We start from the raw sequence: 24,394 nt of genomic DNA, 5'->3' as shown, positions 1-24,394 counted from the left end.
ACGACAATCCACCTACTACTGTGCGTCGGAGATGGTCGTGAACAAGGCCCGCAGAGCGGACAATCGATCAGCCGGGAGCACGGTGTCGCAGTAGGGCAAGGCCGCTGCCATGGAACCGGTCAGGGGTTCGAACCCGGTCGCACCTGCACGCGGATTGAGCCACACGACCCGGTGGGCGCGGCGCTGGACTCGGGCCAGAGCGCGCACGAGAATGTCGGGATCGTCACTATCCCAACCGTCGGAGGCGATGACGACTACCGCCCCTCTCAATGTGTGTCCGTGATGTGAGGCGAGCAGTGACGCAAGAGATGTTCCGATGTGGGTGCCGCCGTACCGATCGACAACTCGATTATTGGCTTCGGCGATGGCCGCGTCGGCGCTGCGATGCGCCAGGATCGGAGTGAGCCGGGTCAACGTGGTCGAGAATGCAAAAACTTCGGCGTCGCCGCGCCGGGCGGCGACTCGCATCAGATGTAAATACATGTCCGCGTATCCGTGCATCGAGCGACTGACGTCGCACAGCACCACAATCGTGCGGGGCCGCTGCTGTGGGCGGGCACGGGCGAGGCGGACAAATTCGAATCCGGTGCGCCTCGCGATACTCATACTTGCGCGCAGGTCGACGGTTCCGCGCCGGCCGAGTCTGCGTCTTCTCCGGCGGCGCCGTGGCCAGTCCGACGCCGCTTGTTCGATCCACTGCCCGAGGAGTGCAAGATCGCTCGGGCTCAACTGAGCAAAAGGCTCCTCGGATTTCCCGGCAAGGGCGCTCGGGAGTAGTAGACCCGGCCGAACCTGGTCCGGCACGGCTTCTCGCCCACTCGACGTCGCACGCCCGATCCACGGCACGTCGATGATGTCCGCGCCCCCACTAGAAACACCAGCAACAGGAAGAGTCGCGTCGCCGACCGTGCGGTCACTGCCCACCCGCCTCGCAATCGGGTCCACGCCCAGAGTCGCACCGACAAAAACTCGCTCGAACTGCGCGTCGAAAACCTCGAGATCTTCCTGACGGTTGATCAGAGTTATCCGCGCGGTCCAGTACAACTGTGTCCGGGTGCGTGGCGAGTGGACATGCACGGCTTCACTGAAGTTGGCGGCCCCGACGGCCGACACTCCAACTCCGTGCCGACGCAACAGGTCGACCAAGGCGGTCGCGAAGGCAGCAACATCCACACCGCGCAATAAAGTCGCGCCCGCGTCAGGAATCATCTGCTTCGGCGACGCAGCAACACAAACACGACGATCGCCGCAGCCACCGCAACAAGAAGTGGCAGAACACGTTTCGCGACGGACCCGCCGGCAAGTTCGACTAAGTCGAGAGGTTCGGCATTCGGTGTTTCCACAGCTTGTGCCGGTCCGGCTAGTTTCTCTTCCAACGATTCCGCGAACTCCCCCATCAACTTCTCCGATACCTGCGTGATCATGGAACTGCCGAACTGCGCCAGTTTTCCGACGATCTTCACATCGGTGTCCACACTCACTCGTGTCTGCGCTCCTTCGGGATGTAGCTGCGCGGTGATGGTGGCGCTCGCATTTCCGGATCCGCGCTTGTCACGGCCGCGGGCATTGATCACAGCCCTGTGTGTTTCTTCGTCCCTCTCCACGAATGTTGCGCGGCCGGCAAATTCGCTGAGCACCGGACCCACTTTGACTGTCACGGTGCCCAGGAAATCGTCTCCCTCGCGTCCGGTCATCTGAGCGCCTGGCAGGAGCGGCGCGATTCCTTCGAGGTCGGTGAGGGTTGTCCACGCCTCCTCGACGGGTGCGGTGACGGTGAATTCGTGTGCGATCTTCATGGTGGCCCTTTCATCAACTCGCCGCGCAGTACCGCGCGATCGTCCGGAGTTTTTGCCAATGCACCCAAGCTGACAACGACGTCCTCCCGAACCAGATCAGCCACCCCCAAAGTCACAAGAGCCGATACCCAGTCGATGGTTTCGGCGACGCCCGGCGCCTTGTCGAGATCGGCACCTCGAATCTGTCCGACAAACGCGGTGGCGTGCTCGATCAATGCCAGATTCGCCGACGGCACCATGCGTCGTACGATCGCAACCGCACGCTCCGGCTCGGGATAGTCGATCCAGTGGTAGAGGCAACGCCGCCGGAGCGCGTCATGGAGATCGCGGCTGCGGTTCGACGTCAAGACCACCACCGGAGGGCGCATGGCTGTGAACGTGCCCAGTTCGGGAACCGTGACGGCCGATTCACCCAGAAACTCGAGGAGCAACGCCTCGAATTCGTCGTCCGCACGGTCGATTTCGTCGACGAGCAGCACAGGAGCTGCCGGCCCGCGGTGCCGCACACATCGCAGAATCGGGCGTTCCTGCAGGAACTCCTCGGTAAACAGATCGGCTTCGTCGAGCGCATCCCCACGCGCTTCGGACAGTTTGATCGCCAGCAGCTGACGTTGGTAGTTCCAGTCGTAGAGAGCTTCGTTGGCGCTGAGCCCTTCGTAGCACTGCAACCTGATCAACGGCGCATCGAGCGAGAGCGCCAAAGCCTTTGCCGCAGTGGTCTTCCCCACACCCGGCTCACCTTCCAGCAGCAGTGGCCGCCCCAGTTCCAGAGCAAGATACAACGCCGTTGCCGTGCCCACATCCAAGAGATAGTCATATGCGTCGAAGCGGCGGATCAACTCCGCGACATCGGAGAATTCGCCGCTCATGTCTTCTCGTACTTATGCCGACAACCCGGTGAACAGAACCACACGTCGACGCCGTCATCCTCGAGATGTGGTGTGTCAGCATTGATGGTGACTGTCATTCCACAGATCGGATCGAGGGCCGTCTTCGCCACCGGGTCATTCCGCGCGACACTCACACCATCGAGACGGATAGCGCGGACCACGTCGACAACGATGGAAAGTGCGATCTCTGCTGGCGTTTTGGCGCCGATGTACATCCCGACCGGGGTGTGAACTCGCGCTCGCTCCGAATCCGCCAACTCCAGTTGTTCGAGCACCGCGGCGCCCCGCACTCGGCTTGCGACCAGGCCGATGTACTGCACTCCGGCATCGAGCGCAGCGCGGATCGTCAGCGCCTCTTCGCCGCCGAGGCTTGCGATAATCACGGCTGTTGCATCCTCAGTCACGGCTTCCGCCGCAGAACTCCGCACAACGTCGAGGTCAAGCACACGGGCAAACTCGACCACCGCATCCGCGATCGGGGTATCGCCGTACAGAGACAGCACATGTGCCGGCAGCGTGGGTTCCAAGAATATTTCCATCGCGCCACCGGACAGACACGGGTTGACCACCACGTCGGCACCGCTGGTTTTCGGAAATGGCGGCGCTCCATCGGGAAGTACTCGCAGCAGCACACTTTCACCGCTGTCCAAAGCACCTCTGGCTGCTTCGCGTACCGAATTCTGAGCACATTGCCCGCCGACAAATCCTTCGATTGTTCCGTCCGAGAACACTATTGCCGTATCTCCGGGATGCGCCGACGTGGGTTGCTGGGCCCGGACGACGGTTGCGGTCACAAAGGGGCGCCGCTCACCGATCAATTGCTCGGCGCGCAATCGCACGTCGTGAGTGGTGCCGTTCATTGCCCAACCCTTTCTCAGATCCAGCCTTTCTCAGATAGGTGGCCTACCTCGACCATTCATCGCTTCCCACACCCGCGACGGTGTCAACGGCATGTCCGCGTGCCGAATCCCGAAGGGCTTCAACGCGTCGACCACCGCATTCACGATGGCCGGCGGCGAGCCGACGGTTGCGCTTTCCCCAATTCCCTTGGCACCGATGGGATGGTGGGGCGACGGGGTCACGGTGAACCCGGTTTCGAGGTTGGGTACTTCCATCGCTGTCGGGATGAGGTAGTCCATGAGGGAGCCGCCGAGGCAGTTGCCGTCCTCGTCGAAGCTGATGATCTCCATCAACGCCATGCCGATACCGTCGACGATACCGCCGTGCACCTGGCCCTCGATGATCATCGGATTGATCCGGGTTCCGCAGTCGTCCACCGCGAGGAATCTGCGAACAGTCACCTGCGCGGTACCCGGGTCGATGTCGACCACACAGAAGTAGGCACCATAGGGATAGGTGAGATTCTCGGGGTTGTAACAGATTTGAGCTTCGAGACCGCCTTCGATCCCCTCGGGCAGATCGGCGGCACCGTGTGCCCGCATCGCAATGTCCGCGATGGTGACCGCTGCCGACGGATCGCCTTTCACATGAAAGGACCCCTTCTCCCATTCCAGGTCCGCGACGGACACCTCGAGCATCCCCGACGCGATGATCTTGGCCTTGTCGCGCACTTTGCGTGCAACCAGCGCAGCGGCGGCACCGGAAACCGGCGTTGATCGACTGCCGTAGGTGCCCAGCCCGAATGGAGTGTTGTCGGTATCGCCGTGCACGACGTCGATATCGTCCGGCGGAATCCCGAGCTCTTCAGCCACGATCTGAGCAAACGTCGTTTCGTGTCCTTGCCCTTGTGTCTGAACCGAAATCCTCACTACCGCTTTACCGGTGGGGTGTATTCGCAATTCGCAACCGTCGGCCATTCCCAGCCCGAGGATGTCCATGTTCTTGCGTGGACCCGCGCCGACAGCCTCGGTGAAGAAGGACATGCCGATGCCCATCAATTCGCCGCGCGAGTGCTTCTCGGCTTGCTCACGTCGTAATGCGTCGTAGCCGATCATGTCCATCGCTTTGCGCATGGTTGTCGCATAGTCGCCCGAATCATATTTCCAGCCGGTCTTACTCGTGTACGGAAACTGGTCTGGCGTCAACAGGTTCTTCAATCGCAGTTCCGCGGGGTCCATGTCCAGGTCGAACGCCAGGCAGTCGACCAACCGTTCCACCAAGTAGACCGCCTCGGTGATCCGGAAGGAGCACGCGTAGGCAACTCCGCCCGGAGCCTTGTTCGTGTACACCGCCGTCATTGCGCAGTATGCAGCCTCGAGGTCGTAGCTGCCGGTGAAGACGCCGAAGAAACCGGCCGGGTATTTGGTGGGCGCCGCCGTTCCGTTGAATGCCCCGTGGTCGGCCAGCACATGAGTACGGATGGCCTGGATCTTGCCTTCCTTGGTTGCCGCGATCTCCCCGAGCATGATGTAGTCGCGGGCAAATCCTGTGCTGGTGAGGTTTTCGCTGCGATCTTCCATCCACTTGACTGGTTTCCCGGTCACGAGTGAAGCGACTATCGCGCACACATACCCCGGATAGATCGGCACCTTGTTTCCGAACCCGCCCCCGATATCCGGGGAAATCACCCGGATCTTGTGCTCGGGTAAACCTGCCACCAGAGCGTAGAGAGTGCGATGCGCGTGCGGCGCCTGACTGGTGGACCACAGGGTCAGCTTCCCGGAGACACGATCGTAATCGGCAACTGCCCCACAGGTTTCCATCGGAGCCGGGTGTACACGCGGGTAGACGATTTCCTGTTTTGTCACAACGTCGGCTGCAGCGAACACCGCGTCGGTGGCAGCTTTGTCACCGGTCTCCCAGTCGAAGCAGTGATTGTCCGTCTTGCCGTCGAGATCGGTGCGGATCACCGGTGCGTCCGGCGACAATGCAGTACGCGCGTCGATCACCGGATCGAGGATGTCGTATTCGACTTCGATCAGCTCCAAGGCGTCCCGCGCCGAGTACCGATCCTCGGCCACCACAAATGCGACCTCCTGCCCTTGAAAGCGTACTTTGTCGGTAACCAGTACCGCCTGCACGTCGCTGGACAGCGTCGGCATCCATGCAAGACCTTGCGCGGCCAGATCCGCTCCTGTCACCACCGCCTTCACCTTCGGATGTTCCTGCGCCGCAGTGGTATCGATGCTCACCAGCCGAGCATGTGCCACCGGCGCACGCAAAATTGCGAGATGCAGCATGCCAGGCAGTTGCACGTCGTCGACGTAGTGACCCTGACCTCGAATGAAGCGGGGATCTTCCTTGCGGAGCATTCGCCCATGCCCGCACGGCTTTCCGTCGTTGACCTCCAACTCAGGCGCCGAGTCCACGCTGGTCATGACGCACCTCCTACCGGATGCGCCGCTGCCCATTGCACCGAGCGCACGATCGTCGTGTATCCCGTGCAGCGGCAGATCTGACCGGAAATCGCTTCCCTGATTGTTAGTTCGTCAGGGTCAGGATCGTGATCAAGGAGCGCTCGCGCGGTGATCATCATCCCGGGAGTGCAAAAACCGCACTGCAATCCGTGGCAGTGCATGAATCCCTCTTGAATGGGGTCGAGCACACCATCTCGTTCAAGACCTTCGACGGTTCCGATCTCGTGACCGTCGGCCATAACCGCGAGCATGGTGCACGACTTCACCGGTTCCCCGTCCACCGTCACCACGCAGGTCCCACAATTGCTGGTGTCGCATCCCCAGTGAGTTCCTGTGAGCTGCAGTTGGTCTCGCAGGAAATGCACCAACAACATGCGCGGTTCCACGTCTTCCGACACCGGCTCACCGTTGACCGTCATCGATACCCGCATATCAGTCTTCCCCAATCCTGGCCACAGCAGTTCGCAGAGTGCGGACGGTCAGTACGCCTGCGAGGTGGCGTTTGTAGTCGGCACTTCCGCGCTGATCGGTGACGGGCTCGCAGGCCTGCTCGGCCATCTCCCCGGCGCGCCGGTAGACCTCCTCGGACGGCGCCTTGCCCTCCAGATATCCGGAAATCGCGGCCAGCGCCTGTGGATCGGAATTGACCGCAGTAAGGCCGAGGCGCGCTCCCTTCATTGCATCGCCTTCCATCCATACCGCGGCACCCGCAGCCGTGATCGCCCAATCCCCCACGCGCCGTTCCACCTTTGCGTACGCGCTCGAACTGTTGGCCCTGCTCGCAATCCGAACCTCGACCAGAATCTCGTTTGTGCTGAGGGCCGTCTCATAGGGGCCGACATGAAATTCCGCCATCGGAATGTCGCGGGTTCCCGAAGGACCACGTACGACGCACGTCGCGTCCAACACCGAGCACACGGTGCTGAGGTCTTCCGCGGGGTCGGCCTGACACAACGAACCGCCGATGGTTCCGCGGTTTCGCACCACCGGATCGGCGATCACTTTTTCCGCGTCTCGAAAGATCGGGAAGGCGCCGGCAAGGTCGTCGGATTCGAGTAACTGACGATGACGCGCCATCGCGCCGATCCGAACGTGTCCGTCCCCGAACGTGATGTAACCAAGTTCCTCGGCCAAGTCGTTGATGTCGATCAGATACTCGGGGTTTGCCAGTCGCAGCTTCATCATCGGAAGCAGGCTGTGTCCGCCCGCAACAACGCGCGCCTGATCGCCCAGTCGCTCCAGCAATCCGATGGCGTGGTCGATACCGGTTGCCCGCTCGTACTCGAACGGCCCAGGAACCTGCATGTGATGCACCCCACATTCGACTGTCATCTCAGCTTCTGCCGAGCGTCACAGCGAGTCAAGGGTGCCACAGGCGGTAGTGCATTTCCCCAGGTCAGCGGCTCTCGGATTCCCCTGAACTGCGGTGAATGGGGCCCTCCAACCCGCTCAGCGGCTTGCCCTCACCACCCCACCGAAGCGCGATGATCTCCGCCGCGATCGACACTGCGGTTTCCTCCGGCGTTCGCGCGCCGAGGTCCAGACCGATCGGACTCGCCAGCCTCGCCAACTCGAGGTCGGTGACACCTGCCGAGCGCAATCGTTCGAGCCTGTCTTGATGTGTGCGACGCGAACCCATCGCGCCGACAAACCCGACTTCCGGTAGTCGGAGCGCAACCTCGAGCAGAGGCACGTCGAATTTCGGATCGTGAGTCAACACGCAGATGACTGTGCGTGAGTCGATTGCGCCGGCCTCCGCCTGTGCTGCCAGGTATCGATGTGGCCAGTCGATCACCACTTCGTCGGCTGTCGGAAACCGCGACGGAGTCGCAAAAACCTCGCGGGCGTCGCACACCGTCACCCGGTACCCGAGAAATGAACCTTGCTTGGCAACCGCGGCCGCAAAATCGATGGCCCCGAATACCAGCATCCGGGCGCGGGGAGCGTAGCTCGCGACAAAAACCCGCATCCCCTCACCTCGACGCTCACCGTCCGGTCCGTACGTCAGCACTTCCGTACGTCCTGCCGCCAACAGGCCACGAGCGTCGTCGGTCACCGCGGAATCCGCGCGCGCCGATCCGATCGAACCGTCCGTGGTGTCCGGTCGTATCACCATGCGTCGGCCCACCCACGACGGATCCGAGTGAGTTATGACGGTTGCCACCGCTACCGGGCGATGCTCCTCGACATCGGTGGCCACACTCTCGAGGCTGTCGAACGTCTGCCTCGACACAGCTTCGACAAAGACCTCGATCGTGCCGCCGCATGTCAGCCCCACTGCAAAGGCGTCGTCGTCGGCAACGCCGTACCTTTCGAGGGTCGGTACACCGGATTCGATTACCTCCGTGGCTGTTTCATACACGGCACCTTCGACGCACCCACCCGACACCGAGCCCGTCACCGAACCGTCCGGGGCCACCAGCATCGACGCGCCCGGCATCCGGGGAGCTGACCGGAACGTCCGCACCACTGTTCCGACACCTGCCGTACCGTCGGCTCGCCACACCTTCATCAGTTCGGACAGAACATCCCGCATCTGCAGCTCCCATTCGGTGTCTTCTCCTATCGAGCGTATTCCAGACGGGGGTGATCGAGCGCCGTCACGGGGAAGGTAATATCGTCTCCGCGCCTCCGTAGCTCAGGGGATAGAGCAAGAGCCTTCTAATCTCTTGGTCGCAGGTTCGAATCCTGCCGGGGGCACCATACTTTCTGGTCAGAACGGTGGTGGCTCGTTCACCACGTGGGATGGAATCGCAGCGCGAGCAAGTGGTCGCCGTCGCCGCCATCCCGCCACCGTGGAATCGAGCATGAACTCGAGATCTGCCTCGACGCCACGACCATGGCATCGGAACAATCGCTCAACCACATGACTTTCGGTAAGCCGGAACCGCTCGACTTCATCGGACTGCACATCGGGATCACAAAACGCACCCCGCGGCTTCGTCACGACAAGAGAACCAGTCGGTGCGACCCATTCGAGTGCCCCGCCTCCGATCTGCCGCACGGTCCAGTACCCCCAGGTCTTGAGCCGATGATGCTTGCGGCACACGGACGCCAGGTTCTGCTCGGTGGTGAGCCCACCGCGGTCAGGATTCTCGTGATTGAACGCCACAGTATGATCGAGATCGCAATTCTCGGCCCGCACACCACAATTCGGGAACCGGCACGTACCGTCGCGGGTCCGGACCGTCCGCGCAAGCGCAGCCGAAGGTCGATACGTCCGGTCCTCCCGGTACCGCTTCCGCGCTGCAACTGCGGCAGGCGACACCAATGGTGCGCTCGACCGCCTACCCACTCCGAGTTCAGGTCCGCCAGCACTGAAACCATGTGTTCCCGTGAGGTTTTGGCAGAGAATATGACGATCCTTCTCCGAGAGCGTCAGCACTTGCCGCCACACACCGTCGGCCGCAATTTCCCGCGCCAACTCCGCATCGATAGCACCGTATCCATGCAGAAAAGCCGGCAGATCATCAAAACCGAGCAACGTGGAAACACTGACGCCCACTAGAATTGTCGCCTGCGACGGGGCTGATACCGGCTCCACATCCCGCCCACAATCAGTGCCACATGCACAGGCGAGAACCGCCCGCCCCTCCGACAGCGCTACCAAGGCGTCGGCGCGACGTTGCGCCAAGGTTCGAGGATCGCGCGCACATACCTGCCGCGACATCGTCTGCAGCTTTGCCGCCACGATGTGCGCACCAACCGCCGGCAGCACACCGTCGAGCGTCGACATACCGTCGACACCCGCACTGATCCGCACATCGCGGTCTTCCTGCGCGCGCCGCCGCCGAGCGCGCACACCTTCCGGATCATGGCGTGCGATCAGGCTGCGCGCTCGGGCCTTGAGCCTGCTGCTGCTGCATTTGTCGGCGCCGTCCAGAAGTAACTGTTCAATGAGGTCAAGTGCATCATCGGACACATTGGCCAGCGCATCCGAAAGCGCTGTCGCCTTACCGAGATCAATCTCTCCCGACGCAAATGCCGCAGACACCCGATGCAACCGCAAGCGCAGATCGCACCCCAACGAGATCATCCGCGTCGCCGCATACTCGGTGATACTCAGAACGAACGCAACTTCGACATGTACGAATTCACCCTGAACCGCGGCATTGCGACCGGCATTCTCATCCTCGGAGCACCGCTCGAAATACAGCGACGTGACGGCATCAACCTCGAGGAACTGGGCGCGCGCAATGGACGCATGTCCTTCGACCAATGCATCCACAATGCCGCTCATCAACACCCCCCCAGTTCGAACGTACAATCGATTCTAGCAGCAATCGATACCTATGGGAATAGCTGCGTCACAACACTTTTGAATAAATCCGCGCCGGCGCAGCCTTCTCCAACCTGTCCAGGGCCGCAACCAACCGCACAAAATGATCGGTGTGCGTGTGAGCGTCCAGGTGCGCCTGGGATTCCCATTCCTCCACCAACATCAGCTCACCGGGATTGTCGCTTTGCTGCAGCAATTCGTAGCTGATGCAGCCGCTCTCCTTGCGGGTCTCGCGAACAAGTTCGCGATAGATACCTATGACCTCCGCGAGATTTTCCGGTTCGACCGCACTGCCCACCAACACCCTGATCGCTGACATTCGGCAATCCTGCCCGAACCCACCGACAAGTCGAGGGCAGGCGCAATGTCTGTGAAACATTCCCGATACAGAAGGTTCGTAAAGTGATCGGCAATCGGGTCGCAACAAGCTGCCCTGGGCCGCGCGAGGGGTACGTAGATGAGTGGAAATGCAGTTCGTCTGCAAGCGATCAAGGACGTCGAGGCCTACACACCTCCCGTCGTGAGTTTCTCAGGTGACGAAGCTCCCGGCGAGGTGTTCGGCGCCAACGTGTTCAACAAAGTGGTGATGCAGAAGCGCCTGCCCAAGCAGATCTACAAGTCCGTGATCGCCACGATCGAACAGGGCAAGCCCCTCGACCCGGCGGTTGCAGACGCCGTTGCATCGGCCATGAAGGACTGGGCACTCGAGAAGGGCGCCACCCACTACGCGCACGTCTTCTACCCACTGACCGGACTGACGGCTGAGAAGCACGACAGCTTCTTCGAGCCGGTCGGCGACGGGTCAGCGCTCGCCGAATTCGCGGGCAAGACACTCATCCAGGGTGAGCCGGATGCGTCGAGCTTCCCCAACGGCGGCCTGCGCAACACGTTCGAGGCTCGCGGATACACCGGCTGGGACGTGACCAGCCCGGCGTACGTTCTCGAGAATCCCAACGGCAATACCCTCTGCATCCCTACGGTTTTCGTATCGATGACCGGCGAAGCGCTCGACCACAAGACTCCGCTGCTCCGTTCGCAGCAGGTGATGGGCGTGCACGCCGAACGCATCCTGAAGCTGTTCGGCCACACCGAACCCGAGCAGATTGTGTCCTTCTGCGGTCCCGAGCAGGAGTACTTCCTGATCGATCGGCACTTCTTCCTCGCCCGCCCCGACCTGCTCAATGCGGGCCGCACGCTCTTCGGCACCAAGCCACCCAAGGGCCAGGAGTTCGACGACCACTACTTCGGCGCCATCCCCGAGCGAGTCCTCGGTTTCATGATGGATACCGAACGCGAACTGTTCAAACTCGGCATTCCGGCGAAGACCCGTCACAACGAGGTTGCTCCCGGCCAGTTCGAGATCGCGCCGATGTTCGAGCGCGGCAACATCGCCGCCGACCATCAGCAGCTGTTGATGACCACGTTCAAGACCGTCGCCAAGAAGCACGGCATGGAGTGCCTGTTCCACGAGAAGCCGTTCGACGGTGTCAACGGCTCGGGCAAGCACGTCAACTTCTCGTTGGGTAACTCGGAACTCGGCAGTTTGCTTGTCCCCGGCGATAATCCGCACGACAATGCTCAGTTCCTGGTGTTCTGTGCAGCTGTGATCCGCGCCGTCCACAAGTACGCGGGACTCCTGCGCGCCTCCGTGGCGTCGGCTACCAACGATCACCGCCTCGGCGCCAACGAGGCTCCGCCCGCGATCATCTCGATCTTCCTCGGCGACCAACTGGCCGACGTGTTCGAGCAGATCGCCAAGGGTGCTGCGACGTCGTCGAAGGACAAGGGCACCATGATGATCGGTGCCGACACGCTCCCCGTTCTCCCCACTGATCCCGGCGACCGCAACCGGACCAGCCCATTTGCCTTCACCGGCAACAGGTTCGAGTTCCGCGCTCCGGGTTCCATGCAGACCGTCAACGGTCCGATGGTGACCATCAACACGATCATGGCCGAAGCTCTCGACTACATGGCAACCGAACTCGAAACGGCAGTTGCCGACGGTGCCGATTTCGACACCGCGGTTCAGAACCTGCTGACCGACATCATCACCAACCACGGTGCCGTCGTCTTCAACGGTGACGGCTACTCGGAAAACTGGCAGATCGAAGCGGAGGCACGCGGACTGCCCAACCTCCGGACCACGTTGGACGCTTTGCCCGAACTCATCTCCGAATCCGCTTTGGAGCTCTTCGACAAGTACAACGTCTTCAACCATCGAGAGATGCACAGCCGCTACGAGGTCGGCCTCGAGCAGTACGCGCTGAGCATCGGCGTCGAGGCACGCCTGGCGGTTGAGATCGGCACGACGCTTATTCTCCCCGCAGCGGTCCGCCATCAGACCGAGATCGCCCAGAACTTCGTCGCATTGAAGGCTGCCGGCCTCGAACCGGATTCAGCGCCGCTGACCGAGGTTTCCGAACCGGTGACCGCTCTTCGGGCAGCACTTGCCGCTTTGCGCGCGGCGATCAAGGAAATTCCCCACGACTCGCCGCTCGAGGCAGCCACGCATGCGCAGGAGGCTTTGATGCCGGCCATGGCGGATGTTCGCACCGCTGCGGATCTCCTGGAAACCATGGTTGCGGACGACCACTGGCCGCTTCCCACCTATCAGGAAATGCTCTACATCCTCTGACGACAAAGAATATGGCCTGCAACCGAATTCCGGTTGCAGGCCATATTGCTATGCCATATTTCTATTCCATATTTCTATTCTGCGGGCATTCTCATCTCCAGGAGCTGAGCCTCACCGGTTGTCGCGGGGTCCGGCCGGTCGCGCGAATCCGACGACGACATCTTCATGCCCGTCAGGTCTGTCTGCATATAGATCACGTTGTAGCGATCCCACGTTGTAGCGACAAACTCGAGAGTGTTGCCGGTTCGGGAGGTCCACGGGTGCATGAACCCGCCGTACAGGCTCGGCAGGGTATATCCGCTCAGAAGGGTCTGCGTGCCACTCCACGGACCCTCCGGATGATCGGCCTGCCGAATCACGAGGCTGCCGTCCGCGCTGGTGTACATCGCGACGTACTTGTCGAGATAGTCGTTCCACTGCACCGCGAGTTCACTGACCGGGGCCTTGATGACCTGCACCGCGTCGTCGGAGTTCGGACTCCAACCCGAACCGTCCCAATACGTGTAGGCAAGGGGGTTTCGCAGTTCTGCACCGAGGACACGTGCCAAAACTGCCTTCCCGAAGCGTCCCGACGGTGTGCCGTACTCGTAGATATAGCCGTCGCCACCGTCGACGAACGCGCTCTGCTGAAAGTTCTCGTTGATCGAGGACACAGCCGGAATTCCCGGAATGTCGAGGCCAGGAGTGTTGGCGCGTACCGTCACGGGATCGATGTCCCAGTTCTCGCCGTTATCCGTCGAGTAGGCCAGCGCCGAGTAGTTGGTTGTCCAGGCGCCCGGCTCGTCCCACGTACGAACCGACATGAACCGGATGTATTGCACACCGCCGTAGGAGATGCCGGCCGTCGGGATCGTGGTGAACTCGAACGGAATGCCGAATCCGGGGATGATCTCCTTGGAGTGATTCGGAAGGTCCTTGGGTGAACTGTCGATCCGAAGCCGGTCCTGGAAATCGGTGTTACTACTGCGGAAGAGCACATTGCTGCGCCAGTCGTCGCCGTCGACCTCGCAGTCGCCGACAGTGTCGCCGAATGCCATCAATACGTTGTGGTCAGCTCCGGAAAGCCCGTTGTCCCACATGATTCCGAGGTCTGTACCCGAGACGTTGAACCGGTTGATCGTGTCGTTCGGGCTGCCAGGGCCGGTCACCATTTCGATTGCCTTGGTCCGGCCGGTCAATACGGGCAATGCGCCGTTCGGTGCGCCCGTGATCCAGGGCAAAGAATTGACCAGCGATCCCGTGCCGGCAGAGCCCGAGAGGGAACCCGTCATCGAACCCGTCAGCGAGCCAAGCGAACCGGTACCGCCTGCCCCACACGGTCCACCTATCGCCGATGCCGCTGGGGCTGACGCGATGGTTGCCGCAATCGTGACTACACCTATGGACAACAACGCTGACACAGACCGTTTCGAGCGCACACGCATCCCCTCTGTCTATTTGTTCGCTCCGCCAGCAAACCACCAGCGCAGTGTTAACAGAGTGAAAGAAGAGCAAATCGTTATAAAACGGTCACTTGATTTCCCGGAAAAACCCGGTGTGGCGGATTTCACCTTCGCCCAACGGATGCCGGATTGGGCAACAAAGGCGCCTACTATGTAACGGAAATGTAAAAAAGTACTCACAATGTCAGGTAGGTGAGCGGTGTCCGTACGTGACCGCGTAGCGCAGATTTATGATCAGGTGTTGGTTCGCAATGCAGGTGAGCCGGAGTTCCACCAGGCTGCAGCCGAAGTTTTCGAATCTCTCCACGTCGTACTCGAGCGCCACCCGCGCTACGCCGACGCCGGGCTGATCGAGCGCCTGTGCGAGCCGGAACGCCAGATCATCTTCCGCGTGCCGTGGACCGACGACAACGGCAATGTTCACGTCAACCGTGGCTTCCGCGTCCAGTACAACAGCGCACTCGGCCCGTACAAGGGCGGCCTGCGGTTCCACCCCAGTGTCAACCTGGGCATCGTGAAGTTCCTCGGCTTCGAGCAGATCTTCAAGAACTCCCTCACCGGCCTGCCCATCGGCGGCGGCAAGGGTGGATCGGACTTCGATCCCAAGGGCCGCACCGACGCAGAGGTCATGCGTTTCTGTCAGTCCTTCATGACGGAACTGCAGCGCCACATCGGTGAATACACCGACGTTCCGGCCGGCGACATCGGCGTCGGTGGCCGCGAGATCGGTTACCTGTTCGGCCAGTACAAGCGACTGACCAACACCTACGAGTCCGGCGTTCTCACCGGCAAGGGCATCACCTGGGGCGGGTCTCAGGTCCGCACCGAGGCCACCGGCTACGGCGTTGCGTACTTCGTCGCCGAAATGCTCAAGGCCAAGGGCGAAGACCTCGAGGGCAAGAACGTCGTGATCTCCGGATCCGGCAACGTCGCCATCTACGCGATCCAGAAGATCCACAAGCTCGGCGGCGTCGCGATCGCCTGCTCCGACTCCTCGGGGTACATCGTGGACAAGAAGGGCATCGACCTCGACCTCCTCAAGGAGATCAAGGAAGTTCGCCGCGGCCGCATCAGCGAGTACGCCGACGCCGTTCCGCACGCGCAGTTCATCGCCGGCGGTTCCATCTGGGACGTGCCGTGCGACGTTGCACTCCCCTGCGCAACCCAGAACGAGCTCGATGAAGACGCCGCAAAGACCTTGATCGCCAACGGCGTTCAGGCTGTTGCCGAAGGCGCGAACATGCCCACCACCCCCGGTGGCATCGCACTCTTCCGCGACTCCAACGTCGCGTTTGCTCCAGGTAAGGCAGCAAACGCCGGTGGCGTCGCCACCTCGGCTCTCGAAATGCAGCAGAACGCGTCACGCGATTCCTGGAGCTTCGAGTACACCGACGAGCGTCTCGCCCGCATCATGCGTGGCATCCACAGCCGCACCATCAACACGGCTGCCGAGTACGGCAAGCCTGGCGACTACGTGCACGGCGCGAACATCGCCGGCTTCGTCAAGGTCGCCGACGCCATGATCTCGCTGGGCGTTATCTAAGAAGTACCGTCCAACCGGCAAAGGACGCCTCCACTGTGTGGGGGCGTCCTTTGCGTTGATGAAACAGTGTTGCTGGATCAGCGTTGACGCGACAGCGTTGCCGGCTCAGTTAAGTCGGTGGTTCGGTTGTGTCGTCGGCGGCGGCTTTCTTTGCCGCCTCACGCATTTCGATACCGTCGGATACCCAGTCCCCGATTTCCCGGGTCACGTCGCGGACTGCACCGGCGATGATCATCGCGATGGATCCGACGTGCGTAGCCGCCGATTCCGTCAATTCCTGGACGGTGTCTTTGCGACGTTCAAATTTCCCGACCATCACGTGTGCGCCTCTCAGGCTACGGTTCTCTGGCGTTCGACAATAACACCGGTAAGACTCTGTGACTTGATCATTCCAGGCGGCAAGGCAAACTTGAAGATCTTGCCCCATACCGATCCGATCTGCTTCCAGAAGCCACCCGTGTTGTACGGCAAACCGTACTGCGCGCACAGTGCCTCGACCTCAGGCGCAATCTGCGGGTACCGATGTGCCGGCAGGTCCGGGAACAGATGATGTTCGATCTGGTGGGACAAGTTGCCGGACATGATGTGGAACAACGGACTGCCTTGGATGTTGGCACTGCCGAGCATCTGACGGACATACCACTGCCCCCGAGTCTCCTCGGCCGTCTCGTCCTCCGTGAAACTCTGTACGCCGGTGGGGAAATGGCCGCAGAAGATGATCGAGTAGGTCCATACGTTCCGGACCAGATTTGCGGTGACATTTCCTGCCAGAGTGGTGGCGAACAGCGGTCCGGTAAGAGCCGGGAAGATAACGTAGTCCTTGAGGACCTGCTTGCCTGCCTTCTTCCACCAACCCTTGATCAGCGGTTTGACGTCGTACCATTTCCGCTTGCCGGCGAGGACATTCTCGATCTCCAGATCATGCATCATGACGCCCCACTCGAAGAGCATCATCAAGGCAAACGCCCATACCGGATTACCGAGGTAATAGGGGTTCCATTTTTGGGCTGGGTCGATACGCAGAATGCCGTATCCGATATCCCGGTCTTTGCCCAGAATATTTGTGTAGGTGTGATGCATGTAGTTGTGCGAGTGACGCCACTGGTCCGACGGACACACCGTATCCCATTCGAACACTTCGGAATTGAGGCCTGGTTCACGCATCCAGTCGTACTGACCGTGCATGACGTTGTGCCCGATCTCCATGTTGTCCAGGATCTTCGAGATACTCAGCGCGCCCACCGCTGCGAGCCACACCGGCGGCAGGAAGCCAAGGTACATCAGACCTCGGCCGGCAACCTCGAAACCACGCTGCGCCTTGATGATCCGATAAATGTATTCGCGGTCCTCGGCGCCGAGCGATGCGACCGTGCGATCCCGGATCGCATCCAACTCACGGCCGATTTCCTCGACCTGGTCGTAGGTGAGTACTACCGGAGCGTCGGGGTCCTTATCAGGTCCGTTGCCCAGGAAAGGGAGTGCAGAAAGGGAAAGTCCAAACATGACAGTCTCCAAAAAGTATAGGTGTCTTCGCTCAGATATCCACGGCGACATCGCCGACGGGTGCGCTGACACAGAGTTGGATCTTCTTGTCGGGTTCGTCGTCGGTCTCACCGGTGCGAATGTTGCGTGTTCGGCCGAGCTTCTTGACGGAGGTACACGAGAAGCAGATGCCCATCCGGCAGCCGTATTCCGGACTCAGCCCCGCGGCTTCCGCCTGTTCGAGGAGGGTTTTGCCTGAGTTTTCGGCCGCCACTCCACTTTTCGTGAACGCCACTTCGCCGCCTGCGTCGCCGGGTTCAGCTGCGGCGGGCGCAAACTCCTCGGTATGGAGCAGGTGCTCGATGTCGAGTTCACGAAAGACCTCGCGCACTCCGTGCATCAGTCCGGGTGGTCCACAGAGATATGCCTGCGCATCTGCCGTTTCCGGATCGGCAATCCAGGGCGCGACCGCGCTCAGGTGCGTGTTGTCGAAGAAACCGTCCAGGTCTCCCCCACCGGATTCGGTGTACACGAGTACCAGTTTCACATTCCGATGCTGCTCAGCGATGGCCTTCAACGCGTGGAGATAAGACACATCCTTCTTGGTGTTCACGTAATGCAGGAACACGATCTCGCCGCGATGTTCTGCGTCGACGAGGGTACGCAGCATCGACATCACCGGGGTGATTCCACTGCCACCGCTGATCAGGAGAATGTGAGAGGGCCGTTCGATGGGGAGCGTAAAAACACCGTCGGCCTGGGACAGGCTGACTACAAGTCCCGGTTCGGCATGCGCGTTCAAATACTGCGACACCAGCCCACCGGGATGGGCTTTCACTGTGAGTTCGATAAGGCCATCACGGCTGGACGCAGAACCAGCCGGCGAGTAGCAGCGGGTATGACGCACCCCGTCGATCACGACGCCTACCTGGACGAACTGTCCGGCAGAGAATCCGCGCCACTGGCGCGTCGGACGCAGGGTCAATGTCACTGAATCAGCGGTCGGATGGTCGACCGATACGACCTGCGCGCGAATGTCGCGCACCGTCGCCATGGGATTGACGAGTTCGAGGTAACGATCGATCTGATGCGGAGCAGCCATGGCTTCGATCAGGGCCAGCCCGCGTCTGGCCAGAGTCTTGGAGGTTGATGCCATTGTCAGCCACTCCTTCCAGGTTGCATAATTTCAGTGTACAAATGTTCACTGATAATAGTGTGACAGGTGCACACAGGTATATGTCAAGATGAATGTGACGTGAGTTACGCGATCCACAGAAAGAGTCCACCGTGCCGATATCTACACTCGTACATCGTGACCAAGGCTGAGCCGGAAAATCGCGCAGCCAAGAAGGAGCGCACACGCCAAGCGCTGCTCGATACCGCGATGGATCTCCTCGCCGACCGGAGTTTTGCCGGCATCAGCCTCCGCGAAGTGGCCCGCGAGGCGGGCATCGTCCCCACGGCCTTCTATCGGCACTTCGCCTCGATGGAAGACCTCGGAGTCGTCCTGGTCGAGGAGAGCATGCGCATGCTTCGGCAAATGTTGCGCGACGCCAGGCGCGACCCCAGCCCCAAGAACGCCGGAACCTCACTCGATATCCTTGTCCGCCAGGTTCATTCACACGAGCGCGAGTTTCGCTTCCTCTGCCGCGAACGCTACGGCGGCATCAGCGAGATACGACGCGCCATCAACACCGAGATGCGATTGTTCGTCAGCGAACTCACCGTCGACCTCTCCCGAATGGCTGGGCTGGAAAACTGGCGAAACGACGATCTTGAAATTGCGGCCGACCTGATCGTCGGCGTGATGTTCACCGCCGTCGTGGCACTCCTCGACGCAGGCTCGCCGGGATATCCCAGCGAAGATGCTGTAATCGCGCGGGCCGAGAAGCAGTTGCGGCTGATCATTCTGGGTATGGCTACCTGGGATCCCTCTCGAACCTAGAAACAGAGTCGAACACTACGAACTCGCACACGAGGCGTAGTTCCGGTCAGTAGTGGATCCGGAACCCGCCGATGAATGTCAGGGTGTTGCCGTCAGGATCGCTGATACTCGACAACTGCACACCTTTGTTTGCATCCACCACCGCATCCAGCGTCAGCCCTCGCACACCGACCGCCTCACGGTGCGTCGTGAGGTCGTCCACGGCAAAGTTGAGCAGCGCCAGACCCGCGCGGCGAGTGTCCACCGTGACCTGCACCCATCCGGTGTCAGTCACACGCCATTCTGCCAAGTTCACCATCGGGCGATTGTCAGGCCCGCGGCCGAACAGACTCGAGTACCACTGCACTGCCTCTGCGAGGTCTCGAACGGGGACGACAGCAAGAACATGATCGATCGACATAAGGTTGTACCTCTCGACGTAAACAATGGCGCTCGTACTCAGATACTGACCTGGCAGACCGGGCTAAGTCATCGGCGAATTGCTTCTCTTATCGCAGCGTTCGCGAACATTCCAACGCAGCACACACCTGTTCTGCCGCGATCCGTGAGACCCTCGACGCATGAGCGATGTCATCATCATCGGTTCCGGATTCGCCGGATTATGGGCCGCGCTCGGCGCTGCTCGGCGGCTCGACGAACTCGGGATACCGGCCGGGCAGGTGTCGATCACGGTACTCAGCGCCCAGCCCTTCCACGACATCCGGGTGCGCAACTACGAGGCCGATCTCAGCGCCTGCCGCATCCCGCTGGCCGATGTCCTCAACCCGGCCGGGATCGCCTATGTCACCGCGGAGGTGACCGCGGTCGACACCGGTGCGCGGACCGTCTCCGCAAACGTCGGTGGTCAGTCACAGACGTACGGCTACGACCGCCTCGTTCTGGCGGCAGGTAGCCGTGTAGCCCGACCCGATATCCCGGGTCTGACGGAGTTCGGGTTCGACGTCGATACCTACGACGGCGCAATGAAACTCGACGCTCATTTGACCCTGCTGGCCGAAGGACCCGTCACACCCGCCGCGGCGACCGTGGTGGTGGTCGGGGCCGGCCTGACGGGCATCGAAACCGCCTGCGAGTTGCCAGGCCGGCTCACTGCCCTGTTCGGCGCCGACGTGACCTCGCGCGTGGTGCTGGTGGACCACAACCCCAACGTCGGATCGGATATGGGTGCGTCGGCGAGGCCGGTCATCGAAGCGGCATTGTCCAACACCGGAGTCGAGACACTGACCGGGATGAGTGTGACCACGGTGGACCAGGGCGGGGTCACGCTGTCTTCGGATGAGATGGTGCCCGCCGCGACGGTCATCTGGTGTGCCGGCATGAAGGCAAACCCGTTGACCGCGCAATTCCCGGTCGAACGTGATCGGCTCGGACGGCTCCCGGTCGACGACTATCTCCAGGTGATCGGCGTACCAGGCGTATTCGCTGCCGGCGACGTCGCCACCGCGAAGATGGATAATCAGCATCAGTCGGTGATGTCCTGCCAGCACAGCCGGCCGATGGGCCGCTACGCCGGGTACAACGTGATCGGCGATCTGCTCGGCAATCCGATGCTGGCCCTCCGCATCCCGTGGTATGTCACGGTTTTGGACCTAGGCCCGGCAGGTGCGGTCTACACCGAAGGCTGGGATCGGCAAGTTGTGGCGACCGGCGCACAGGCCAAAGCCACCAAGAACACCATCAACACCCAACGCATCTATCCGCCGTTGACCCGCGATCGGGCCGCCCTACTGACCGCCGCCGCACCAGAACTACAGACACGGCCGGCCCGCGGACACCAGTAGTCTGCCTTTCGCACACCTTCCCCCAAACGTATCGCCTGCTGAGGCGACCGCCGGTCATCAATTCAGCCCGAAGTGTGGTGTGGATCCGGAGTTGCCTCGTACGGTGGCACCATGTCCTCCACGAATACGTTTCGGATTCCTGTCGGCGACCTGACATTCGACGTCCTGATTTCCGGTCCGGACGACGGCGTCCCGCTTCTTGCCTTGCATGGATTCCCCGAAAGCGCCGCGTCCTGGGGCAAAGTGACTCCCCTACTGACGGCCGCCGGATTTCGCGTCATAGCGCCGCATCAGCGCGGATATTCGCCCGATGCCCGTCCCTCCGGCGTCGACGCCTATCGCATCGAGCACCTTGTTGCCGATACCGTCGGTCTGCTCGACGCCCTGGGGTTGCCCGACGCTCATCTTGTCGGTCACGACTGGGGATCCGCCGTGGCCTGGCAGGTTGCGGGACGGCATCCACAGCGAATTCGCAGCCTGACCGCAATCTCTGTTCCCCACCCCACCGCTTTCGGTTGGGCGCTGCGCGAAGATCAGGATCAAAAGGAACGCTCGACGTACATCCGACTGCTCCGCCAGGAAGGGAAGGCCGAAAAAGTGTTGTCGGAGGACAACTTCCGACGATTGCGGGCGATGTTCGACGGCCAGATCGATCCCGAGTTCGCCGACGAACATATTCGCATCCTCAGTGGCGATGGAGCATTGACCGGCGCATTGAACTGGTATCGCGCCATGACTCGCGATTTCGGAGACATAGCCCCCACCACTGTTCCGACGACGTACGTCTGGAGTACGGCCGACACCGCACTCGGCCGCGCCGCAGCAGAACGATGCGGTGAATTCGTGGATGCGCCGTACGAATTTGTGGTTCTGGAGGGCGGCAGTCACTGGGTACCCGAGGAACGCGCCGAGGAACTGGCGGACGCGATAATCCGGCGAGCGGGAGCCTGATCCGACCTACACCTGAGCTTATATGTAGGTTGTCATACATATACTGACTGCCTACTACACCGATTTCACCGTCAGGAGCTTGTCGTGACCACAACCGTTGCACCCCCGCATCCGTTTGATGCCGCAGTCGACCTGGAATCCATTACGCCGGGTCTCTCGACCGGGCACACCAGTACCGCATACAACAACATGGTCGGGCCGTTCGGCGGAATCACCTCGGCCACGTTGCTGGCCTCGGTTCAGCGGCACCCCGAGTGCCTAGGTGAACCACTGTCGCTGACGGTCAATTTTGCGGGCCCGATCGCCGAAGGCCAGTTCGAGATCACTGCGCGTCCGGTGCGCACCAACCGAACGACACAGCATTGGTGGATCGAACTCGCTCAGAACGGCACTGTGGCGACTACCGCAACAGCTGTGTTCGGCCTCCGCCGCGATACCTGGGACTCCACGGAAATCGAGATGCCTGCGGTGCCGGCTGCAGAAGATGTTCCCGCGCAACCGTTCCCCGAGTTCATCGCTTGGGCTCAGAATTACGAAATGCGGTTTATCGAGGGCGCAATCCCCGATCTGGAATCCGGCGAGCATCCCGACTCCGTCTCGACTCTCTGGGTTCGTGACAGCCCGCCGCGCGCGCTTGATTTCTCCTCGCTGACCTCGTTGTGCGATGTGTTCTTTCCGCGAGTGTTCCTGCGCCGCGGCAAGATGGCTCCCGCCGGAACCGTATCGCTGACGATCTACTTCCATGCCGACGCCGCAGCGCTGGCCCGGCAGTCCGATCGCTCCGTCCTCGGAACCGCACGCACCCAGCGTTTCGGTAACGGTTACTTCGATCAGAGCGCCGAATTATGGGGCAGTGACGGCGAACTGCTGGCCACCACCCACCAATTGGTCTACTTCAAGGACTGACAACCTCCGCACTGTCGCCTTCGGGCGCCTTGACCAGCGACAGGGCAGCCAGGCCCACAGCAAGAACCACCAACAGTCCGACGATGCCGGCGCGATCGGCACCGAACATCCACGCAAACAGGCCGAACAGTGTCGGCGCAAGAAACGATACTGCTCGGCCTGTGGTCGCATACAGACCAAAAAGCTGACCTTCACGACCGGGCGGAGTGATGCGCGCCAGGAACGTTCGAGCGGACGATTGTGCCGGCCCGACAAACAAGCACAGCGAGAGTCCGAAGATCCAGAACATCACCGGCCCGGACACCGCAATCAAGATTGCACCGACCACGATCATCGACGCGAGCGATACGGTGATGACCTGCTTGGGCCCGATCCGGTCGTCGAATCGCCCTGCCACCAAGGCGCCGATGGCCGAAATAACGTTGGCCGCAACGCCGAACAACAGAACGTCCGCCGCACTGATGCCGTACACATTCACGGCAAGGACAGCACCGAAAGTGAACACCCCGGCGAGTCCGTCGCGGAACAAGGCGCTCGCGATCAAGTACCAGATAGTGCGACGGTCGACGATCCACAGTTCACGCAAGTCGCGCCACAGCACGCGGTAGGAATCGAGGAACCCCGCCTTCGCCGCACCCGGATCTGCGTCGGGCGTAGGCAACTCGGGCACCTTGAAGAACACCGGGATCGCGAAGACGGCAAACCACACCGCCGCAAGCAGTGCCACCATCCGGATGTTCAGCCCGCCGTCGGTGGTCAATCCCAGAAAACCTCGCGTGTCGCCGTCACCGACGATGAACCCGAAGTAGCAGAGCAACAACAGAACAATTCCACCGAAATAACCCATGGCCCAGCCGAACCCGGACACGCGGCCCAAGTTCTCCGGCGTCGACACCTGCCGCATCATGGCGTTGTACGGAACTCCGGCCAGTTCGAAGATCACCGAACCGATGGCGAGGAGCACAAGCCCCAGCCACAGATACCGATAGTTGTCCTCGACGAAATACAACCCGGCCATCGACAGAACGGTGATGCCGGTGAGGATCGCCAGCGACCACTTGCGCTTGCCAGACGCGTCGAACCGTTGTCCGGTGATGGGAGCAAGAATCGCGATGAAGAATCCGGCGATTCCGAGTGCCCAACTGAGCCATGTTGTCGCCGACACCGAGCCGGGCAGATCGTCACCCACGGCGTCGGTGAGGTAAACGGAGAAGACAAAAGTCAAGATCACCGCGTTGAATGCTGCAGATCCCCAGTCCCACAGCCCCCACGCAACCACCTGACTCTTGGTCGCCGCGGCGCCTATCCCTGCGGGCGGTTCCGCCTGCGTACTTGTCGACTCTGCGCTCATGATCGCGAGCCTATTCGAGCGAGAGGGACAAAACAGTGCAAACTTTTCAGGGTATGCACTTGGTTGCATATGGAAC

Annotated in this window: 22 protein-coding genes and 1 tRNA gene; 7 read left to right on the top strand and 16 right to left on the bottom strand. The window is 61.2% G+C overall.

The window, feature by feature from the left end; genetic code table 11:
• Positions 1-15 precede the first annotated feature (15 nt).
• From RG2_RS08970 to RG2_RS08935, 8 genes are all read right to left on the bottom strand, one after another.
• On the bottom strand, positions 16-1,209 hold the full coding sequence (locus RG2_RS08970) for a vWA domain-containing protein (protein ID WP_033232808.1): 1,194 nt from the start codon (positions 1,207-1,209) through the stop codon (positions 16-18).
• Complete coding sequence (locus RG2_RS08965; RefSeq protein WP_033232806.1) at positions 1,206-1,796, bottom strand: SRPBCC family protein; 591 nt, start codon at positions 1,794-1,796, stop codon at positions 1,206-1,208. The genes RG2_RS08970 and RG2_RS08965 overlap by 4 nt, the downstream gene beginning before the upstream one ends.
• Entirely contained in the window at positions 1,793-2,665 is an 873-nt protein-coding gene (locus tag RG2_RS08960) for an AAA family ATPase (protein WP_033232804.1), read from the bottom strand. The genes RG2_RS08965 and RG2_RS08960 overlap by 4 nt, the downstream gene beginning before the upstream one ends.
• The gene (locus RG2_RS08955) at positions 2,662-3,546 is read right to left on the bottom strand and encodes an XdhC family protein (protein WP_033232802.1); all 885 of its coding nucleotides are present in this window, start codon (positions 3,544-3,546) and stop codon (positions 2,662-2,664) included. Before RG2_RS08955 ends, RG2_RS08960 begins: the two co-directional genes overlap by 4 nt.
• Before the next feature lie 30 nt (positions 3,547-3,576).
• Positions 3,577-5,964 carry an aerobic carbon-monoxide dehydrogenase large subunit gene (locus tag RG2_RS08950; RefSeq protein ID WP_033232800.1) on the bottom strand — a complete coding sequence of 796 codons (2,388 nt, stop codon included), beginning with the start codon at positions 5,962-5,964 and terminating at the stop codon, positions 3,577-3,579.
• Complete coding sequence (locus RG2_RS08945; protein WP_033232798.1) at positions 5,961-6,434, bottom strand: (2Fe-2S)-binding protein; 474 nt, start codon at positions 6,432-6,434, stop codon at positions 5,961-5,963. The genes RG2_RS08950 and RG2_RS08945 overlap by 4 nt, the downstream gene beginning before the upstream one ends.
• A gap of 1 nt (position 6,435) precedes the next feature.
• A complete protein-coding gene (locus RG2_RS08940) occupies positions 6,436-7,308 on the bottom strand; it encodes an FAD binding domain-containing protein (protein WP_033232796.1) in 873 nt (290 codons plus the stop codon).
• Between the two features lie 91 nt (positions 7,309-7,399).
• A complete protein-coding gene (locus tag RG2_RS08935) occupies positions 7,400-8,539 on the bottom strand; it encodes an XdhC family protein (RefSeq protein WP_033232794.1) in 1,140 nt (379 codons plus the stop codon).
• A 91-nt stretch (positions 8,540-8,630) separates the two neighbouring features.
• Here RG2_RS08935 and RG2_RS08930 point away from each other — a divergent pair.
• Positions 8,631-8,706, top strand: a tRNA-Arg gene (locus RG2_RS08930).
• A 10-nt stretch (positions 8,707-8,716) separates the two neighbouring features.
• On the opposite strand, the gene RG2_RS08925 is transcribed toward RG2_RS08930, so the two are convergent.
• Together RG2_RS08925 and RG2_RS08920 are read right to left on the bottom strand one after the other, a co-directional pair.
• Positions 8,717-10,243, bottom strand: a complete 1,527-nt coding sequence (locus RG2_RS08925) for an HNH endonuclease signature motif containing protein (RefSeq protein WP_080711661.1) — start codon at positions 10,241-10,243, stop codon at positions 8,717-8,719.
• A 67-nt stretch (positions 10,244-10,310) separates the two neighbouring features.
• Complete coding sequence (locus RG2_RS08920) at positions 10,311-10,601, bottom strand: putative quinol monooxygenase (RefSeq protein WP_033232792.1); 291 nt, start codon at positions 10,599-10,601, stop codon at positions 10,311-10,313.
• A gap of 138 nt (positions 10,602-10,739) precedes the next feature.
• Here RG2_RS08920 and RG2_RS08915 point away from each other — a divergent pair, with 138 nt between their 5' ends.
• A complete protein-coding gene (locus tag RG2_RS08915; RefSeq protein WP_033232790.1) occupies positions 10,740-12,917 on the top strand; it encodes a glutamine synthetase III family protein in 2,178 nt (725 codons plus the stop codon).
• A gap of 74 nt (positions 12,918-12,991) precedes the next feature.
• Here the strand turns inward: RG2_RS08915 and RG2_RS08910 are convergent, their stop codons facing one another.
• Positions 12,992-14,341, bottom strand: a complete 1,350-nt coding sequence (locus RG2_RS08910; RefSeq protein WP_174557348.1) for a glycoside hydrolase family 183 protein — start codon at positions 14,339-14,341, stop codon at positions 12,992-12,994.
• A 217-nt stretch (positions 14,342-14,558) separates the two neighbouring features.
• Between RG2_RS08910 and gdhA the strand changes: the two genes are divergently transcribed.
• Positions 14,559-15,902 carry an NADP-specific glutamate dehydrogenase gene (gene gdhA / locus RG2_RS08905; protein ID WP_033232785.1) on the top strand — a complete coding sequence of 448 codons (1,344 nt, stop codon included), beginning with the start codon at positions 14,559-14,561 and terminating at the stop codon, positions 15,900-15,902.
• Positions 15,903-16,011: 109 nt separating this feature from the next.
• Here the strand turns inward: gdhA and RG2_RS08900 are convergent, their stop codons facing one another.
• The 3 genes from RG2_RS08900 to RG2_RS08890 are packed head-to-tail and all read right to left on the bottom strand — an operon-like array spanning position 16,012 to position 18,540.
• Positions 16,012-16,218: a hypothetical protein gene (locus RG2_RS08900; RefSeq protein ID WP_033232783.1), complete on the bottom strand. Its 207-nt coding sequence runs from the start codon at positions 16,216-16,218 to the stop codon at positions 16,012-16,014.
• A gap of 14 nt (positions 16,219-16,232) precedes the next feature.
• The gene (locus tag RG2_RS08895; RefSeq protein ID WP_033232781.1) at positions 16,233-17,405 is read right to left on the bottom strand and encodes a fatty acid desaturase family protein; all 1,173 of its coding nucleotides are present in this window, start codon (positions 17,403-17,405) and stop codon (positions 16,233-16,235) included.
• A gap of 31 nt (positions 17,406-17,436) precedes the next feature.
• A complete protein-coding gene (locus RG2_RS08890) occupies positions 17,437-18,540 on the bottom strand; it encodes a ferredoxin reductase (protein WP_116538760.1) in 1,104 nt (367 codons plus the stop codon).
• Positions 18,541-18,696: 156 nt separating this feature from the next.
• Between RG2_RS08890 and RG2_RS08885 the strand changes: the two genes are divergently transcribed.
• Positions 18,697-19,329 (top strand): TetR family transcriptional regulator, encoded by a 633-nt coding sequence (locus RG2_RS08885; protein WP_033232777.1) that lies wholly within the window; start codon positions 18,697-18,699, stop codon positions 19,327-19,329.
• Positions 19,330-19,375: 46 nt separating this feature from the next.
• Here RG2_RS08885 and RG2_RS08880 read toward each other — a convergent pair whose 3' ends face one another.
• The gene (locus RG2_RS08880; protein WP_033232775.1) at positions 19,376-19,729 is read right to left on the bottom strand and encodes a VOC family protein; all 354 of its coding nucleotides are present in this window, start codon (positions 19,727-19,729) and stop codon (positions 19,376-19,378) included.
• Between the two features lie 160 nt (positions 19,730-19,889).
• Between RG2_RS08880 and RG2_RS08875 the strand changes: the two genes are divergently transcribed.
• The 3 genes from RG2_RS08875 (at position 19,890) to RG2_RS08865 (ending at position 22,967) form a co-directional block, all read left to right on the top strand.
• Complete coding sequence (locus RG2_RS08875; protein ID WP_033232771.1) at positions 19,890-21,110, top strand: NAD(P)/FAD-dependent oxidoreductase; 1,221 nt, start codon at positions 19,890-19,892, stop codon at positions 21,108-21,110.
• A gap of 111 nt (positions 21,111-21,221) precedes the next feature.
• Positions 21,222-22,061, top strand: a complete 840-nt coding sequence (locus RG2_RS08870) for an alpha/beta fold hydrolase (protein ID WP_033232769.1) — start codon at positions 21,222-21,224, stop codon at positions 22,059-22,061.
• An 84-nt stretch (positions 22,062-22,145) separates the two neighbouring features.
• A complete protein-coding gene (locus tag RG2_RS08865) occupies positions 22,146-22,967 on the top strand; it encodes an acyl-CoA thioesterase (protein WP_033232767.1) in 822 nt (273 codons plus the stop codon).
• On the opposite strand, the gene RG2_RS08860 is transcribed toward RG2_RS08865, so the two are convergent.
• The gene (locus RG2_RS08860; RefSeq protein ID WP_033232765.1) at positions 22,957-24,318 is read right to left on the bottom strand and encodes an MFS transporter; all 1,362 of its coding nucleotides are present in this window, start codon (positions 24,316-24,318) and stop codon (positions 22,957-22,959) included. The two genes, RG2_RS08865 and RG2_RS08860, sit on opposite strands and share 11 nt — an antisense overlap.
• Positions 24,319-24,394: the final 76 nt, after the last annotated feature.

The organism is Rhodococcus globerulus NBRC 14531 (genome assembly GCF_001894805.1).
Lineage (GTDB): Bacteria > Actinomycetota > Actinomycetes > Mycobacteriales > Mycobacteriaceae > Rhodococcus_F > Rhodococcus_F globerula.
The sequence above is the reverse complement of the archived record's forward strand: the minus strand, read 5'-3'. Positions and strand labels throughout refer to the sequence as shown.